The organism is Rhizobium sp. NFR12 (genome assembly GCF_900108545.1).
Classification (GTDB): domain Bacteria; phylum Pseudomonadota; class Alphaproteobacteria; order Rhizobiales; family Rhizobiaceae; genus Neorhizobium; species Neorhizobium soli.
In genome coordinates this window covers 345847-360583 of record NZ_FNWM01000005.1, presented here as the reverse complement: position 1 = coordinate 360583, position 14737 = coordinate 345847, and the positions used below count along the sequence as shown (strand labels likewise).

The 14737-nt window shown below is 60.7% G+C and carries 15 protein-coding genes and 1 tRNA gene; 5 read left to right on the top strand and 11 right to left on the bottom strand.

What is annotated here, in order from left to right; translation table 11 throughout:
• Positions 1 to 137 precede the first annotated feature (137 nt).
• Genes BLW69_RS20340 through BLW69_RS20325 form a run of 4 tightly spaced genes read right to left on the bottom strand, consistent with a single transcriptional unit; the run spans position 138 to position 2508 of the window.
• Positions 138 to 566 carry a DUF1178 family protein gene (locus BLW69_RS20340; RefSeq protein WP_092664582.1) on the bottom strand — a complete coding sequence of 143 codons (429 nt, stop codon included), beginning with the start codon at positions 564 to 566 and terminating at the stop codon, positions 138 to 140.
• Positions 563 to 1423, bottom strand: a complete 861-nt coding sequence (locus tag BLW69_RS20335) for a carbon-nitrogen hydrolase family protein (RefSeq protein ID WP_092664580.1) — start codon at positions 1421 to 1423, stop codon at positions 563 to 565. The genes BLW69_RS20340 and BLW69_RS20335 overlap by 4 nt, the downstream gene beginning before the upstream one ends.
• Before the next feature lie 12 nt (positions 1424 to 1435).
• Positions 1436 to 1693: a glutaredoxin 3 gene (gene grxC / locus BLW69_RS20330; protein WP_092664578.1), complete on the bottom strand. Its 258-nt coding sequence runs from the start codon at positions 1691 to 1693 to the stop codon at positions 1436 to 1438.
• A gap of 56 nt (positions 1694 to 1749) precedes the next feature.
• Positions 1750 to 2508 (bottom strand): ComF family protein, encoded by a 759-nt coding sequence (locus BLW69_RS20325; RefSeq protein WP_244508905.1) that lies wholly within the window; start codon positions 2506 to 2508, stop codon positions 1750 to 1752.
• A gap of 93 nt (positions 2509 to 2601) precedes the next feature.
• Between BLW69_RS20325 and BLW69_RS20320 the strand changes: the two genes are divergently transcribed.
• Positions 2602 to 3480, top strand: coding sequence for a methyltransferase domain-containing protein (locus BLW69_RS20320; protein ID WP_062454282.1), 879 nt, complete (start codon positions 2602 to 2604; stop codon positions 3478 to 3480).
• Positions 3481 to 3507: 27 nt separating this feature from the next.
• Here the strand turns inward: BLW69_RS20320 and BLW69_RS20315 are convergent, their stop codons facing one another.
• From BLW69_RS20315 to BLW69_RS20290, 6 genes are all read right to left on the bottom strand, one after another.
• Positions 3508 to 3681: a Flp family type IVb pilin gene (locus tag BLW69_RS20315; RefSeq protein WP_062454283.1), complete on the bottom strand. Its 174-nt coding sequence runs from the start codon at positions 3679 to 3681 to the stop codon at positions 3508 to 3510.
• Positions 3682 to 3742: 61 nt separating this feature from the next.
• Positions 3743 to 4063: a hypothetical protein gene (locus BLW69_RS20310; RefSeq protein ID WP_062454284.1), complete on the bottom strand. Its 321-nt coding sequence runs from the start codon at positions 4061 to 4063 to the stop codon at positions 3743 to 3745.
• Positions 4064 to 4174: 111 nt separating this feature from the next.
• The gene (gene mutT / locus BLW69_RS20305) at positions 4175 to 4579 is read right to left on the bottom strand and encodes an 8-oxo-dGTP diphosphatase MutT (RefSeq protein WP_062577544.1); all 405 of its coding nucleotides are present in this window, start codon (positions 4577 to 4579) and stop codon (positions 4175 to 4177) included.
• An 8-nt stretch (positions 4580 to 4587) separates the two neighbouring features.
• On the bottom strand, positions 4588 to 5358 hold the full coding sequence (locus BLW69_RS20300; protein ID WP_092664664.1) for a GNAT family N-acetyltransferase: 771 nt from the start codon (positions 5356 to 5358) through the stop codon (positions 4588 to 4590).
• 8 nt (positions 5359 to 5366) lie between these two features.
• Positions 5367 to 6608, bottom strand: a complete 1242-nt coding sequence (argJ, locus tag BLW69_RS20295; protein WP_092664572.1) for a bifunctional glutamate N-acetyltransferase/amino-acid acetyltransferase ArgJ — start codon at positions 6606 to 6608, stop codon at positions 5367 to 5369.
• 57 nt (positions 6609 to 6665) lie between these two features.
• Positions 6666 to 7544: a peptidylprolyl isomerase gene (locus BLW69_RS20290; RefSeq protein ID WP_062577488.1), complete on the bottom strand. Its 879-nt coding sequence runs from the start codon at positions 7542 to 7544 to the stop codon at positions 6666 to 6668.
• A gap of 261 nt (positions 7545 to 7805) precedes the next feature.
• Here BLW69_RS20290 and secA point away from each other — a divergent pair, with 261 nt between their 5' ends.
• The 4 genes from secA (at position 7806) to BLW69_RS20270 (ending at position 13550) form a co-directional block, all read left to right on the top strand.
• Complete coding sequence (gene secA, locus BLW69_RS20285) at positions 7806 to 10517, top strand: preprotein translocase subunit SecA (RefSeq protein ID WP_092664569.1); 2712 nt, start codon at positions 7806 to 7808, stop codon at positions 10515 to 10517.
• A 170-nt stretch (positions 10518 to 10687) separates the two neighbouring features.
• Positions 10688 to 12100, top strand: coding sequence for a lipopolysaccharide biosynthesis protein (locus BLW69_RS20280; RefSeq protein ID WP_092664566.1), 1413 nt, complete (start codon positions 10688 to 10690; stop codon positions 12098 to 12100).
• A 53-nt stretch (positions 12101 to 12153) separates the two neighbouring features.
• Positions 12154 to 13383, top strand: a complete 1230-nt coding sequence (locus tag BLW69_RS20275; RefSeq protein WP_244508912.1) for a GNAT family N-acetyltransferase — start codon at positions 12154 to 12156, stop codon at positions 13381 to 13383.
• An 82-nt stretch (positions 13384 to 13465) separates the two neighbouring features.
• A tRNA-Leu gene (locus tag BLW69_RS20270) sits at positions 13466 to 13550 on the top strand.
• Between the two features lie 250 nt (positions 13551 to 13800).
• Here BLW69_RS20270 and BLW69_RS20265 read toward each other — a convergent pair.
• Positions 13801 to 14568 carry an EAL domain-containing protein gene (locus BLW69_RS20265; RefSeq protein ID WP_062454367.1) on the bottom strand — a complete coding sequence of 256 codons (768 nt, stop codon included), beginning with the start codon at positions 14566 to 14568 and terminating at the stop codon, positions 13801 to 13803.
• Positions 14569 to 14737 lie beyond the last annotated feature (169 nt).

Below are 14737 nucleotides of genomic sequence, written 5' to 3'. Positions count from 1 at the left end.
GACGGCTTTCGGCAGCCCGTCCGCAGAGATAGCGCAGTCAGGTTAGAGTTCGGTAAACCGGCATGGTAAAGATGCATCTCTTGGAAGAAATACTTACAAGATACTTCCGACATCGCTAATGAACTTGAAGACCGGCGTCAGTTGCCGTCTTCCGGGAGCGTCGGCAAGGGGGCGATGTCGATGCCCTCATCAATCAGCTCGCGCACGTCGTCGAAACTTGCCTTGCCGATAATCCCGCGCGCATCGGCCTCGCCGTAATGGATCTTGCGCGCCTCTTCCGGAAATTTCTCGCCGACATCTTCGGAACTGGCGCGGATACCGGCGACGGCTTCCTTGAGCTTCGCCATCACCTCATGGCGCGCCATATTCATCGCCAACTCCTGCTTGGCTTCCTTCTTCCGTGCTGTCGAAACGGACGGCGCCATCAGGGATTTTGAGATCGCGGTGGAATTGCAGACCGGACAGGTTAAAAAGCCGCTTTCCACCTGGCGGTCGAAATCCGCGCTTTGGGCAAACCAGCCTTCAAACACATGTCCGTTCTCGCAGCCGAGCGAATATTTGATCACGCCGCCTCTTCCCCGTCACCGCGGTCGGGGACGATCGCCACGGAAAACTCCCGGGCATTCTTGAGGTTGGGGATCTTCTGGCGTGCCGCCCGGACCTGGTCGAGATCGATCTCGGCGATCAGGACCTCTTCGCCGGTGCCGCCAGCCATCGCCAGAACCTTGCCCCAGGGATCAACGATCATCGAATGACCGAAGGTTTCGCGGCCATCTTCGTGGGTGCCGCCCTGCGCCGCAGCGATTAGGAACGTGCCGTTCTCGATGGCGCGGGCCCGAAGCAGGATTTCCCAATGCGCCTCGCCCGTCTGGCGGGTAAAGGCAGCCGGGACCGTGAGGATTTCGGCGCCGGCCAAGGCCTCGGCCCGGAACAGCTGCGGAAACCGCACATCGTAGCAGATCGCGAAACCGAGCCTGCCGAAACCGAGGTCGGCAACCCGCGCTTCGTTGCCGGGTTCATAGGCCGAACTCTCGCGCCAGCTTTCACCGTTGTCGAGATCGACATCGAACATGTGGATCTTGTCGTAGCTGCAGACGGTTGCGCCGTCTGGCGAAAACAGGAAAGCGCGGTTGGCGATCTTTCCGTCGTCGCGGGCAATGGCGGTCGAGCCGATATGCAGGAAGACACCAAGCTCTTTTGCGAGATCGCGCGCAGTCGAGACGATCACATCATCCGCCTCGCCCCGCAATACTTCGCGGGCCGCCTTGCGGTCACGCTGCAGCATGCCGGTCATTTCGGGCGTCTGGATATAGGTCGCGCCATGGGCTGCAGCGTCACGGACAAGACGCGCCATGTCGGCCGCATTCCTGACCGGATCGACGCCCGAACACATCTGGATCGCTGCAACCTTGACCGCGGTCATCGAAAAATCTCCTCAGGCCGCCAGAAGCGGATCGAGCTTGCCGGCACGTTCGAGCGCATGCAGGTCGTCGCAACCGCCGACATGCCGGCCATCGATGAAGATCTGCGGGAATGTTGAACCGCCGTTCGACTTCTGCACCATTTCGGCGCGCAGTTCCTTGGAATAGGTCGCGTCATGCTCGGTAAAGGCAACACCCTTGGACTCGAGCAGCGCCTTGGCGCGGGCGCAGTAACCGCAATATTCGCGGGTATAAATGATCACATCTGCCATGATTTTCTCCACGTACTGTCAGGACTTTGTGCAGCGCGTCACAATTGCCGTCTCTGTCATATAGGCCCGGAAATGGCCATTGCAAAGGTCAAAACAGTCACCTCGACAGCACCTGCCCGCTTCAGCGCCCGCGTCGCGGAAGACACCGTCGCGCCGGTCGTGAACACGTCGTCGACCAGTACGATATGCTTGCCGAACACGTCCTGTTCGCGACCCGCGGCCACCTTGAACGCGGCGCGGACGTTCTCCTCGCGGCCCCGCGCGGTCAACCCCACCTGACGCCGCGTGCTCTTCGTGCGCAGCAATGTTGCTGCAAGAAAGGGCTTTTCGGATTGAGCGGCGAGATGCCGCCCGAGTTCGGCTGCCTGATTGAACCGACGCCAGAACATGCGCGAGCGATGCAGCGGCACCGGGAGAATAGCGTCGCAATCGGCCACATGGGTCTCGCTCGCGCGCAGCATCCACCCGGCCATCATTGCGGCGAGGTCGGTGCGATCCCTATATTTCAGCGCATGGACGAGCGAGCGTGCCGCACCTTCGTGGATTGCCACAGCCCGCAGGCGGTCGAACACCGGGGGATTGGCGATCGCTTCCGGCGAGATCAGCAATTGCTCATCCAAAGCGGGATCGGAAGGATCATAGGAGAACGGAAGGCCTAGAACCTCGCAGTAGGGACGTTCGATGAAGCGCAGACCGCTCCAGCACTGTGCACAGAAACCGCGATGGCTGCCGGTGATCACGCCGCATCCGGGACAGGCTGGCGGGTAGACGACGTCGCCTATCCGGCGTGTCCAGACGGACGCGGCCGATACCATGCTCCTCAGCGATCGCAAGGCGGGGGACGAAGACATGCTTGACATTAATCGACGGAGAGCGACTTTGCGACCCGCGGAAATTGAGTGGAAAACATGGACATCATTTTTGACGCCGAACTGGTCGAAGCACGGCGCCGGCGTGCGATTGCCGCTGGCGACCACAACGCGGCGTTTTTGCTGGATATAGCCGGACGCGAACTGGCCGAGCGGCTGTCCGTGGTCGAACGGCAGTTCGAACAGGGTGTCGAGTTGCATGGCGGTACCGGCACTGCAGCCCGCGAAGCGAAAGCAACCGGCAAGATCGACAACATGGTCCGGGTCGAGAGCGATCCTACCTTCGCCGTCTCTGGCGAAGACATCACGGTCGCACCGCTCGACGATGTGCCGCTTGAGCCGGATACGGTCAATCTCATCGTCTCACCGCTCGCCCTTCACTTGATCAACGATCTTCCCGGCACGCTGGTCCGCATCCGCCGGGCGCTGAAACCGGATGGGCTGTTCCTTGCCGCCATTCCCGGATCCGGCACGCTTGCCGAGCTGCGCGATGTACTTCTGTCGGCCGAGGTGGAAATGACCGGGGGCGCTAGCCCGCGTGTCATTCCGTTTGCGGACGTGCGCGACGTCGGCGGGCTACTGCAGCGGACGGGTTTTGCCCTGCCCGTGATCGATGCGGAAACCTATACGGTGCGCTACGACAACCTGTTTGCACTGATGCGGGACTTGCGCGGCATGGGCATGACCAATGCGCTCGCTGGCCGCAGCCGCAAGCCGCTGACGAAGAGCTTTTTCCTGAAAGCCGCCGAGCTTTATGCCGAACGCTACTCGGATCCGGATGGGCGCATCCGGGCCACGTTTTCGATCATCTACGCATCGGGATGGGCGCCGCACGAAAGCCAGCAAAAGCCCCTGAAGCCGGGATCGGCCAAGATGCGGCTGGAAGATGCGCTGCGCGGATCGCAGAACGAAAACTGATAGATCAGGGTAACGATCGGGGGAGGGTCAGGTAATCGGCTTGTCGACCTTGCCGCCGAGGAAGCTGAACATATTGCTGAGCGCCGAGGAAAAAGCGCCGAAACCGGCGAGCAAGGCGGCCGATATGATCGCGATGATCAGGCCGTACTCGACAGCCGTCGCCCCACATTCATCGCGCATGAAGGAACGCAGGAGACGCATGACTTGCCCTTTATCCGGTAAACCGCTGATCTGTCGCCCGACTATAGCGACTAATCGTTAATTAGCAGCCATCGTTTGCGCCGTAGCCCTGTACGATGCAGACGGAGCCCGGCGTGTCCTGAAGTACGCTACGGCGGATCGTGTAGGTTTTCGTGCCCTTCTCGACCGGCTTGATCGAGCCGGTGGTGATCATGTCGAAGTCCTGCTTGACCGTTGCCAGCCGCTGCTGGTCATCGTGACCGGCGAGCATCGGCGTCACGATCAGCGCAAGCGCAACCGCAGCGGTGCCAAACAGCAGAGCAATATTGAGGGCGCCGGTCCTACCGGATCTGTGCTTTGCCCGCTGGCGGGCCTGCACAGTTTTCCAGAATTCGTCTTCCATCGCTGAAAAGCCTCGTCAACGCAGTCACTGATCCCCCTGACGATGCCACGATGGGCTGAATTAAAGGTTAACAGGCTCTGAATTCGACTGCGCTAATTCGATTGATCTCGATCAGACAAGATCCTGAATGATCGGGATCAGAGGCTCGTCGGCGGGCGGCATCGGATAGTCCCGAAGCGCGTTCGGCTTGACCCACTTGATCGCCTGCCCCTCGCGCCCGTGCGGAATGCCCTCGAAACGGCGACAGACATAGAGCGGCATCAACAGATGGAAGGTTTCATAAGTGTGGCTCGCAAATGTCAGCGGCGCGAGGCAGGCTTCCTTCGTCTGGATCCCGAGCTCCTCGTCGAGTTCACGGATCAACGTCTCCTCGGGCGTTTCGCCAGGCTCCACCTTACCCCCCGGAAACTCCCAGAGCCCGGCCAGCGACTTGCCCTCAGGGCGCTGCGCAAGCAGGATGCGGCCATCGGCATCGATCAGCGCGCAGGCTGCAACGAGAAGAATTTTCCTCGACATGAGATCGGTCACCCTTTGCGCCAGTAGCGGTATTCATAGACCTTGCGAAAGCCGAACTGGCGATAGAGGGCAATCGCCGGTTCGTTGTCTGCCTCCACCTGCAGCCATGCCGAACGGGCGCCGCTGACGCGGGCCCAGCGCAGTGCCGAGGCAAGTATTTCCGAGCCGATGCCCTGCCGCCGAACCGTTTGCGACACGGCAAACGACATGACGCCCGCAAGATCGTTGTCCTGCACGCAAAGCGCCACGGCGACGGCGCCGTGACGTGGGCTTTCCTTGATGAAGAAGCCCGATTGCGGCTTGATGGAACTGAGGATCTCCGCCAGTGCCGGCTTCAGCGCTGCGTCGTCCTGCCCCACTGCAATGCAGGCATCGACGAAACGGCCGATATCGTGGCTGGGAAGATGACCAAGCGTCGGCGGCAGCGGAAGGTGGGCGAGATCGCCGATCATCACATCTGCGGTCTCGAACATCTGCCAGCCATCATCCTCCAGATGACGAATCAGGTGGGGCGGTGCGAGCGGCGTTTCGCGCACCACCAGCGATCGTCCGTAATCGGCAAAACGCTTGCGGGCCTTCGACAACCGCAGGTCCATGTCCCGGTAATCCGACGGATCGAGCGGCACGATGCAGTTGAGACGCTTCGACGGATGGCTACCCGTCAACCGAACCTGCCAGCTGCCGTCATAGACCACGGAAGCCGCGGGCCAGGCCCGGAAGCCGACCGCTTCCAGTCTCCGAACCAGCGGCAGGTCGCCTTGCGCGAGAGATGCGGTCATATCCGTCATCAGCTCCGGTAATCGCCGTTGATGGCAACATATTCCTTGGTGAGGTCGCAGGTCCAGACGGTGGCCGTGCCGGAGCCGAGGCCGAGTTCGACCTTGACCGGAATGTCCTGCCCCTTCATCACGTTGGACGCGGCCTCTTCCGAATAGGAAGGATCGCGTTCGCCATTGACGGCAACGCGGACATCGCCGAACCAGATCGCCAGCTTGTCGCGGTCCGCCGCTTCGCCGGCCTTGCCGACGGCCATGACGATACGGCCCCAGTTGGCGTCTTCGCCGGCGGCGGCGGTCTTGACCAGCGGCGAATTGGCGATCGACAGCGCGATCGTCTTGGCGCTAGCATCGCTTTCAGCGCCCGTGACCGTGATCTCGAGCATCTTGGTGGCGCCTTCGCCATCGCGCGCAACCTGGATCGCCAGGTCCTTCAGAAGCGCGTTCAACGCATCCCGGAAAGACGACAGCGCCGGATCGGCGGGATCGGTGATCTGCGCCTGGCCGTCTGCAGCAGCAGCCCCCGTTGCAAACAGCATCAGCGTATCGGACGTGGACGTATCGCTATCGACCGTCATGGAATTGAAGCTTGGCTCGACGCCTGCAGAGAGAAGCGACTGGAGCACGGAAGACGAGATATTGGCGTCGGTGACGACGAAAGACAGCATCGTCGCCATGTCAGGCGCGATCATGCCGGCACCCTTGGCAATGCCGTTGATCGTAACCGCGACGCCGCCGATCTCGGCCGTGCGGGTCGCGACCTTCGGATAGGTATCCGTGGTCATGATCGCCTTGGCGGCCTCCTGCCAGAAATCGCCCGTGGCCGAACCGTGCATATCGCCAAGCACGCCTGCAAATTTCGTGGCATCGAGCGGCTCGCCGATGACGCCTGTCGATGCGAGATAAATTTCATGCTCGCCGCATCCGACAGCCGCCGCTGCCGATTGTGCTGTGAGTTCCGTCGCCTGACGGCCCTTGGCGCCGGTGAACGCATTGGCGTTGCCGGAATTGACGACCACGGCACGCGCCGTACCATGGGCTAAGTTCGCGCGGCAGAAATCCACCGGGGCCGACGGGCACTTCGACTTGGTGAAGACGCCGGCCACCGCTGCCGGTGCGTCGAACACCATAAACAGCACGTCGGTACGGTTCTTGTATTTGATGCCGGCGGCAGCTGTCGCCATGCGGACGCCGCGCAGGGCCGGCATTTCGGGATAGGACTTCGGGGCGAGCGGCGAGACGGAAGAGGACATCTGAACAACCTGGCTGAATAGGAAAGGGCCCGGATATACCGGGCCCAGATGCGAATTTTACTGCTGTGCCGGTGCCGGCGCTTCTGCACCGTCCTGCATCTTGCTCACGTCCTCGTAGCCCTTCTTCAGCCCCTCATCCATGATCTCGATCTTCTGGTCGGCCTTCGCCTTTTCGATGATGGCGACATACTTGTCGCGCATCACGAGCTGCTTGACCTGGTCTTCGACCTGGTCGAGTGCCGGCGGAGCGGCTTCGCGCTTGTCGATCAGCTTGATGACGTGAAAACCGAACTGGGTCTTGACCGGGGTCTTGGTGTAGGCGCCCTTTTCGAGGGCAAACGCGGCCTGCTCGAATTCCGGAACCATGCGGCCCTGGGCAAACCAGCCGAGATCGCCACCTTCGTCCTTGTTCGAATCCTGCGACTTTTCCTTGGCAATGGCTGCGAAATCGCCACCCTTGTCGAGATCAGCAATCACGGCCTTTGCTTCATCCTCGGTCTTTACCAGGATATGGGCGGCATTGACCTCTTCCTGCTTCGGGATCGACGCGATTTCCTTGTCGTAGCGTGCCTTTACTTCTTCGGGCGTCGTGGCATCGACCACGTGCTTGCGGAAGTAGGCGTTGTGCAGTTCGCGATCGCCGATATAGGCCATGCGCTTCTTGTAATCCTCGGTGTTACCAAGACCTTCGGCGGCAGCACCGCTTGCCAGAAGCTTCACGTCGATTGCGCCGGAAAGGGCCGCAACCTTCTTCTGTTCTTCGGGAAGCTGAGCCAGCTGCGGGTCGAGGTTCTGGACCGCGACGTCGAGTTCGGCCTGAGTGATGTTCAGGCTGCCCACCTTGGCGACGACCGTATCGTCAGCGGCGAAAGCCGGGGCCTGGACGAAGATCGCAGCGGCAATAGCAGCCGATACGAGAAGTTTGTGGCGCAGCATCGAGTTACCTTTCGATTGGTGAACCGGATCCAGAACGTCTGGCACCGGCCGGAAAACCTTCACAAACACCGGATTGTGGCCATTCTGTATCGGCCGTCACCGTTGACATAATTCGGACCCCCTCTTATCTGTCACGCAACTTCGCGTCCAGAAGCTTTGCGGGCGCCACGGGTCGAATTGTCAGAGGCGCCGCCGGCCGACAAGCTCAATCGTGGTCTCGACGAGTGACATCAGGGACTGACATCAGAAAGGGCCATTCGTATGGTCAGCTTTGGCGGCATTGCCCGCAAACTGTTCGGATCTGCAAACGAGCGCCGCGTGCGGGGCTACAAGCCGATGCTCGAGAAGATCAATGCAATCGAGGAAGCCACCAAGGCGCTCACCGATGAGCAGCTCGCCAACAAGACGGCGGAGTTCCGCCAGATGCTGGCAGACGGCAAGACCCTGGAGGATATCCAGATCCCTGCCTTTGCGGTGCTTCGCGAAGCGGCCCTTCGCGTACTCGGCATGCGACCCTTCGACGTCCAGCTGACCGGCGGCATGATCCTTCACGACGGCGCAATCGCCGAAATGAAGACCGGCGAAGGCAAGACGCTGGTGGGAACCCTGCCCGTCTACCTCAATGCACTGTCGGGCAAGGGCGTGCATGTGGTGACCGTCAACGATTATCTCGCACAGCGCGACGCCAGCATCATGAGCCGCCTCTACGGGTTCCTTGGCCTGTCGACCGGTGTCATCGTCCACGGCCTGTCGGACGACGAACGCCGCGAGGCCTATGCCTGCGACATCACCTATGCGACGAACAACGAGCTCGGCTTCGATTATCTTCGCGATAACATGAAATACGAGCGCGGCCAGATGGTGCAGCGCGGCCACAACTTCGCGATCGTCGACGAAGTCGATTCGATCCTGGTCGACGAAGCCCGCACCCCGCTGATCATCTCAGGCCCGCTGGACGACCGTTCCGATCTCTACAACACGATCGACGCCTACATTCCGTTGCTGTCTCCGGAAGACTACGAAATCGACGAAAAGCAGCGCTCGGCCAACTTTTCCGAAGAGGGAACCGAAAAGCTCGAAGGCCTGCTGCGTCAGGCCGGCCTGCTGAAGGGCGAATCGCTCTATGACGTCGAGAACGTGGCGATCGTCCACCACATCAACAACGCGCTGAAGGCCCACAAGCTCTTCACCCGCGACAAGGACTATATCGTCCGCAACGACGAGATCGTCATCATCGACGAGTTTACCGGCCGCATGATGCCGGGCCGCCGCTATTCCGAAGGTCAGCATCAGGCGCTGGAAGCCAAGGAAAAGGTGCAGATCCAGCCGGAGAACCAGACGCTCTCCTCGATTACCTTCCAGAATTACTTCCGCATGTACGACAAGCTTGCCGGCATGACCGGTACGGCGCAGACGGAAGCGGAAGAATTCGGCAACATCTACAAGCTGGAAGTGGTGGAGGTTCCGACCAACCTGCCGATCCAGCGTATCGACGAGGACGACGAAGTCTATCGGACGTTTGAGGAAAAGTTCAAAGCGATCATCGTGGAGATCAAGGCCGCCAGCGAACGCAACCAGCCGGTTCTGGTCGGTACGACCTCGATCGAAAAGTCCGAACTTCTGGCAACCATGCTGCGCGAGTCCGGTTTTGAGAAATTCCACGTTCTGAACGCCCGCTACCACGAGCAGGAAGCCTATATCGTGTCGCAGGCCGGCGTGCCCGGTGCCGTCACGATCGCCACCAACATGGCCGGTCGCGGTACCGACATTCAGCTCGGCGGCAATATCGACATGCGCCTTGAGCGCGAGCTCGAAGGCATCGAGGACGAGGGCGAACGCGCTGCCAAGGAGGCTGCCGTCCGTGCCGAGGTGAAGGTCCTGAAGGGCAAGGCTCTGGAAGCCGGTGGCCTCTACGTCATCGCCACCGAGCGCCACGAAAGCCGCCGCATCGACAACCAGCTGCGTGGCCGTTCCGGCCGCCAGGGTGACCCGGGCCGCTCGAAATTCTACCTGTCACTCCAGGACGATCTGATGCGCATCTTCGGTTCCGACCGGATGGATTCGATGCTGCAAAAGCTTGGTCTCAAGGAAGGCGAGGCGATCGTCCACCCCTGGATCAACAAGGCGCTCGAGCGGGCCCAGAAAAAGGTCGAGGCGCGTAACTTCGACATCCGCAAGAACCTTCTGAAATACGACGACGTCACCAACGATCAGCGCAAGGTGATCTTCGAACAGCGTATCGAGATGATGGATTCGGAAGACGTATCCGAGACCATCGAGGACATGCGCAACGAAGTGATCGAGGTTCTCGTTGCCAAGCACATCCCTGAGCGGGCCTATGCCGAACAGTGGAGCGTCAAGGAACTGCGGGAAGACGTTGATCGCCTCCTGAACCTTGACCTTCCGATCGAGGACTGGGCGACCGAAGAGGGTATCGGCGAAACCGATATCCGCGAGCGGATCACCGCCGCCGCTGAAGCTTCCGTCAAGGATCGCCGCGAGCGGTTTGGTGCCGACGTGATGAACTACGTCGAACGCTCCGTGGTGTTGCAGACGCTGGACGCCCTGTGGCGCGAGCATATCGTCAATCTCGACCACCTGCGCTCCGTCATCGGGTTCCGCGGCTATGCGCAGCGCGATCCGTTGCAGGAATACAAGGCGGAAGCCTTCGAGCTGTTCCAGGCGCTGCTTGCGAACCTGCGCGAAGCCGTGACCGCCCAGATGATGCGCGTCGAGCTTGTGCAGAACCCCGAGCCGCCAGTACCGCCATCGGTGTTCGAGGAGCATCATTTCGACCCGACGACCGGCGAAGACCAGGTGTCGGGCGCAGACGGCAGCGACTTCATCGCAGCGCCTGCCGATCGTCATCCCGAAGACCAGTCTACCTGGGGCCGCGTCGGCCGCAACGAGGCTTGCCCCTGTGGTTCGGGCAAGAAATACAAGCACTGCCACGGCGCCTTCGAACAGGCCTGATCGGGCAACAGCAGTGTTATCAATAGAACGCCGCCTTCGGGCGGCGTTTTTCGTTTGCGGGATCGTCGCCCTCGTAACGTTCGGGTCGGCTGAGCCAACCGTTTCTTAACCCTGCTGTGGCAGATTTGCGAGCATGGCTCCTGTAGCGTAACGAGTATTGCGTGCCCATCATGGCGGTGATCGAAACAGCGGAAAGACTGCTTCCGGCCGGTTTGCGTGCCAGAGTCGCACCGCTGACGGGCAGGATCAGAGCCACTGTCACCGAAAACAGCGATACGGCGCGGGCGCAACGCCAGGCCATGACCGCGTTTGCGATCCGCATTTTCAGCGCCGCTATCGCCTTCCTGTCCCAGATCGTCATGGCCAGGCTGATGGGCGAGTTCGAATACGGGTTGTTCGCCTTCGTCTGGGTGATCGTCATCCTCGTCGGCAATCTCTCCTGCCTCGGCTTTCACACCTCGATCATCCGCTTCATCCACCAGCATTCGGCAGAGGGTGAAAACGGCGAGATCCGCGGCTTGAGCCTTGCCGCCTGCCTTGTCGCGCTCGTCACCTCGACCGTGATCGGCGGCCTCGGCTTTGCCTTTCTCTGGGCGTTCGGCAGCAGCATCGAGCCCTACTACATCGTGCCGGTTTCGATCGCTCTTTTCATCATTCCGATGATCGGCATCGGCGACATCCTCGACGGGATTGCCCGTACCCATGGCTGGACGATATCGGCGCTGGCGCCAACCTACATCCTCAGGCCCATCCTGATCCTCACTTTCATGACGGCAGCCGTCCTGTCCGATGCGCCGCGCGATGCGCAGACCGCCATGCTGGCGGCGCTTGCCGCCACATACGCCACAACGTTTGCGCATCTGACGCAGCTCATACTTCGGCTGAAAGGCAGCTACGGCAATGCATCGCGGCGCTACCGGCTTGGCTCATGGATCCGATACTCGATCCCGCTATTTGTGGTCGACGGCATCGGCTTCCTGCTGACCAATGCGGACGTGGTCGTGGTCGGCATCTTTCTGCCGCCGGACGATGTCGGGATCTATTTTGCGGCGTCGAAAACGATCGTCCTCGTGCAGTTCGTCTACTTCTCCATCAAGGCGGCCGCCGCTCCCCGTTTCGCCGCCATCATGGCGGAAGGCGACATGACGGCGTTGGCCACATTCGCGGGCCAGACCGTCCGCTGGACCCTCTGGCCGTCGCTCGTCGTCGGGTTGACGACGCTTGCTGCGGGTGAACTGCTTCTGTCGCTGTTCGGCGACGCTTTCACTTCAGGCTATATCCTGATGGTGATCCTGTTTGCTGGCATTCTGTCCAAGTCGCTCGTCGGTCCCGGAGAAGTGCTGCTCAGCATGGCGGGCAGGCAAAAGCTCTGCGTTGCAGTCTATACGGCAACGCTTGCCGGCAGCATCGTCCTCAATGTCGTGCTGATACCACATTATGGGCTGGTCGGTGCGGCGATGGCGACCGCCGGCGCCATGATGATCGAGGCGACGTTGCTGCACATAGCAGTACGCCGCACGCTCGGAATCGTGCTATTCGCTTTTTCCGATCCACTGCCCAGACCCTCGTTCAAGGTTCGATAGACACAATGGCTCTTCCCCCGAACAGGAGCGAGAAGGAATACGACGACGTCACGATGCCGAACGTCGCGTCGCGTCTTCGTGCAGACCGCCCGGATGCCGATACACGGGTAGAAATCGGCCGGCCCGGCCGCGAATTTTGCCTCTATCCGGCAGGTCTCGGTTACGATCTGCAGGAAGAACTCGAATTTTTGTCTCACCGCGCGATGGAACCCAACATCTTCTTCTCGGCGCGGCTTCTTGCCCCCGCCATGCCGCGCATCGATGACCGCCAGGTGAGACTGGCGCTTATCCGTGACGAAGGCGAAAGCCATAGCCGCCTTCGCCTTTTGATGCCGTTTACCGTGGAGAAACCAGGCTTTGCCATGGGTGCCCCGATCATCCGCGTCTGGTCCAATCCGTTCGGCCCGCTCGGTACGCCACTGGTGGATGCCGAAGATGCGGCCGAAACCATCGACAACCTCCTGGAGGCCCTGACTGCCCGGGAAGCAAAACTTCCCTCCGTTCTCGTTCTGCCCGACGTGCGCTTAGGCGGCCGCTTTGCCCAGCTTGCGCGCGCCGTTGCCATCGGCCGCGACCTGCCCGTTGCCGTCACCGACAGCTTCCGCCGGCCGATGCTGGAAAGCCTTCAGGACGGCGAAACCTATATGAAGGCCTCCGTCTCGCCGCATCACTACCGCGAGATGCAGCGCCAGTGGCGGAAGCTCGGACAGCTGGGAAGGCTCGAATACGCCGTCGCCCGTCAGCCCGAAGAGGTGCGCCAGCGGATGGAGGAATTCCTGGCGCTGGAATCGACCGGCTGGAAAGGCCGCAAACGTTCGGCCCTGATCAACGACCGCTACCGCGCAGCCTTTGCCCGCGAAGCGATCACCAATCTTGCCGAAGTGGATGCCGTGCGGATCCACACGATCAATCTCGACGGCCGCGCGATCGCTTCGATCGTGATCTTCCTGATGGCCGGCGAGGCCTATACCTGGAAGACCGCCTATGACGAGAGCCTGAGCCGCTATTCGCCAGGCAAGCTATTGATCATGAAGCTGACCGACTGGCACCTTGATGATGCCAACATCCTGCGCACCGACAGCTGCGCCGTGCCCGACCATCCTATCATGAGCAGGCTATGGGAAGAGCGCGAGGAAATGGGAACGCTGGTGATCGGCCTTGCCCGCAACAGCGACCGCGACGTGAGACAGGTGGCGACACAGCTTCACCTCTACCGCAACACCCGCAACATGGCGCGTCTGCTGCGCGAAAAGATCCTGGCAATTGCCGGACGCAATACCTGACATCGCGGTTTGCAAGGATCCGAATAGTTCTTCTTGCATCCGCCGCCGAGGCCATGTTAGAGGCCTTCACCATACCCTCCGTGCCCCATTGGCGGAACTGGTAGACGCGCTCGACTCAAAATCGAGTTCCGAAAGGAGTGCTGGTTCGATTCCGGCATGGGGCACCACTCGCTCGTAAGAGCGTTGATTTTGCATCCCTTCTGGAAATATCCCCCACCTGCATTCAGGCGCGAAAAGTACTGTCTCGATTGACGTCAAGCTGTCTCGAACGTGAACGAACGCGCTGTTTCACTCGTCAAATCGAGCTAGCCTGAGCTTGCCCTTGCCAGCGTCCAGTCGGCATCTCTGCCTGTTTCCACTGCGTCGATACCGATCCCGGACCTTCATTCCGCTCTGGTTCGCCTATCCCGCCGCTTCTCAGGCAGCAGCAGCAAGCATCGCCTTCGCGGAAGCCGGGATGGCGAGGTGTTCGAAGCTTGGCTTGGCGAGCAGGTAGCCCTGGATGAGGGACACGCCCAAATCCCGCAGGGCCGACATTTCGCCGACGGTTTCGACGCCTTCGCAGAGCGGCACGATGTTGAGTTCTTCGAGCATCCGCAACGTGTGCTTGACGATGGTGCGCCGGACCGGATCGGTGTCGATCCCTCTGATCATGTCCATATCCAGCTTGACGATATCGGGCTGGAAATGACTGAGGAGGCCAAGACCGGAGTGGCCTGAACCGAAGTCGTCGATCGCAGTTTTAAAGCCCATATCCCGGTATGTCCGCAGGATGTGAAGGATGTGCTTGGTATCCAACTCCTCGTTCTCGGTGAACTCGAAGATGATGCGATCAAGCGGAAAACCCGTCTTCATGGCCGTGGCAAGCGTCAGGCGGATACACGCCCGCGGTTCGTAGACGGCGTTCGGCATGAAGTTGATCGACAGTTTCACGTCGTCAGCGGGGTCGTAGAGCTGCGCGGCAAGTTCGATCGCCTTGACCCGGCACTGCTGATCGAACGCATAGCGGTTGTCGGCCTGCACCTGCGATAGAACTGACCCGGCGCCTTCTCCGTTTAGACCGCGAACAAGCGCTTCGTGGGCGAAAATCTTGCCTGTTGCGATGTCGACGATCGGCTGGAATGCCATCGAGAACGGTAGTTCGAATGCTGCGCCGTCGCGGCAGCCTTGGCAACTCGTCGTCATTGTGGAAAAATCTCCGTTTGCATCAGACTTAAGGCTCATCGATTAAACTTCCGTTTCCCGCATGCGTCGGAACCGAAGCGCTTTTCTTGCGTCACACACCCCGCAGTGATATGCGGGCGGTGCCGTTTTGCGGCCTCCCGCACCCAACTCTGGATCCGGCAGCCTCTTC

Excerpts from the sequence above, each read along its gene's own strand:
- BLW69_RS20335 (WP_092664580.1), bottom strand. The coding sequence starts at position 1,423 with ATGACCGCGGTCAAGGTTGCAGCGATCCAGATGTGTTCGGGCGTCGAT.
- grxC (WP_092664578.1), bottom strand. The coding sequence starts at position 1,693 with ATGGCAGATGTGATCATTTATACCCGCGAATATTGCGGTTACTGCGCC.
- BLW69_RS20325 (WP_244508905.1), bottom strand. The coding sequence starts at position 2,508 with ATGGTATCGGCCGCGTCCGTCTGGACACGCCGGATAGGCGACGTCGTC.
- BLW69_RS20320 (WP_062454282.1), top strand. The coding sequence starts at position 2,602 with ATGGACATCATTTTTGACGCCGAACTGGTCGAAGCACGGCGCCGGCGT.
- BLW69_RS20315 (WP_062454283.1), bottom strand. The coding sequence starts at position 3,681 with ATGCGTCTCCTGCGTTCCTTCATGCGCGATGAATGTGGGGCGACGGCT.
- BLW69_RS20310 (WP_062454284.1), bottom strand. The coding sequence starts at position 4,063 with ATGGAAGACGAATTCTGGAAAACTGTGCAGGCCCGCCAGCGGGCAAAG.
- mutT (WP_062577544.1), bottom strand. The coding sequence starts at position 4,579 with ATGTCGAGGAAAATTCTTCTCGTTGCAGCCTGCGCGCTGATCGATGCC.
- BLW69_RS20300 (WP_092664664.1), bottom strand. The coding sequence starts at position 5,358 with ATGACCGCATCTCTCGCGCAAGGCGACCTGCCGCTGGTTCGGAGACTG.
- argJ (WP_092664572.1), bottom strand. The coding sequence starts at position 6,608 with ATGTCCTCTTCCGTCTCGCCGCTCGCCCCGAAGTCCTATCCCGAAATG.
- BLW69_RS20290 (WP_062577488.1), bottom strand. The coding sequence starts at position 7,544 with ATGCTGCGCCACAAACTTCTCGTATCGGCTGCTATTGCCGCTGCGATC.
- secA (WP_092664569.1), top strand. The coding sequence starts at position 7,806 with ATGGTCAGCTTTGGCGGCATTGCCCGCAAACTGTTCGGATCTGCAAAC.
- BLW69_RS20280 (WP_092664566.1), top strand. The coding sequence starts at position 10,688 with ATGGCGGTGATCGAAACAGCGGAAAGACTGCTTCCGGCCGGTTTGCGT.
- BLW69_RS20275 (WP_244508912.1), top strand. The coding sequence starts at position 12,154 with ATGCCGAACGTCGCGTCGCGTCTTCGTGCAGACCGCCCGGATGCCGAT.
- BLW69_RS20265 (WP_062454367.1), bottom strand. The coding sequence starts at position 14,568 with ATGACGACGAGTTGCCAAGGCTGCCGCGACGGCGCAGCATTCGAACTA.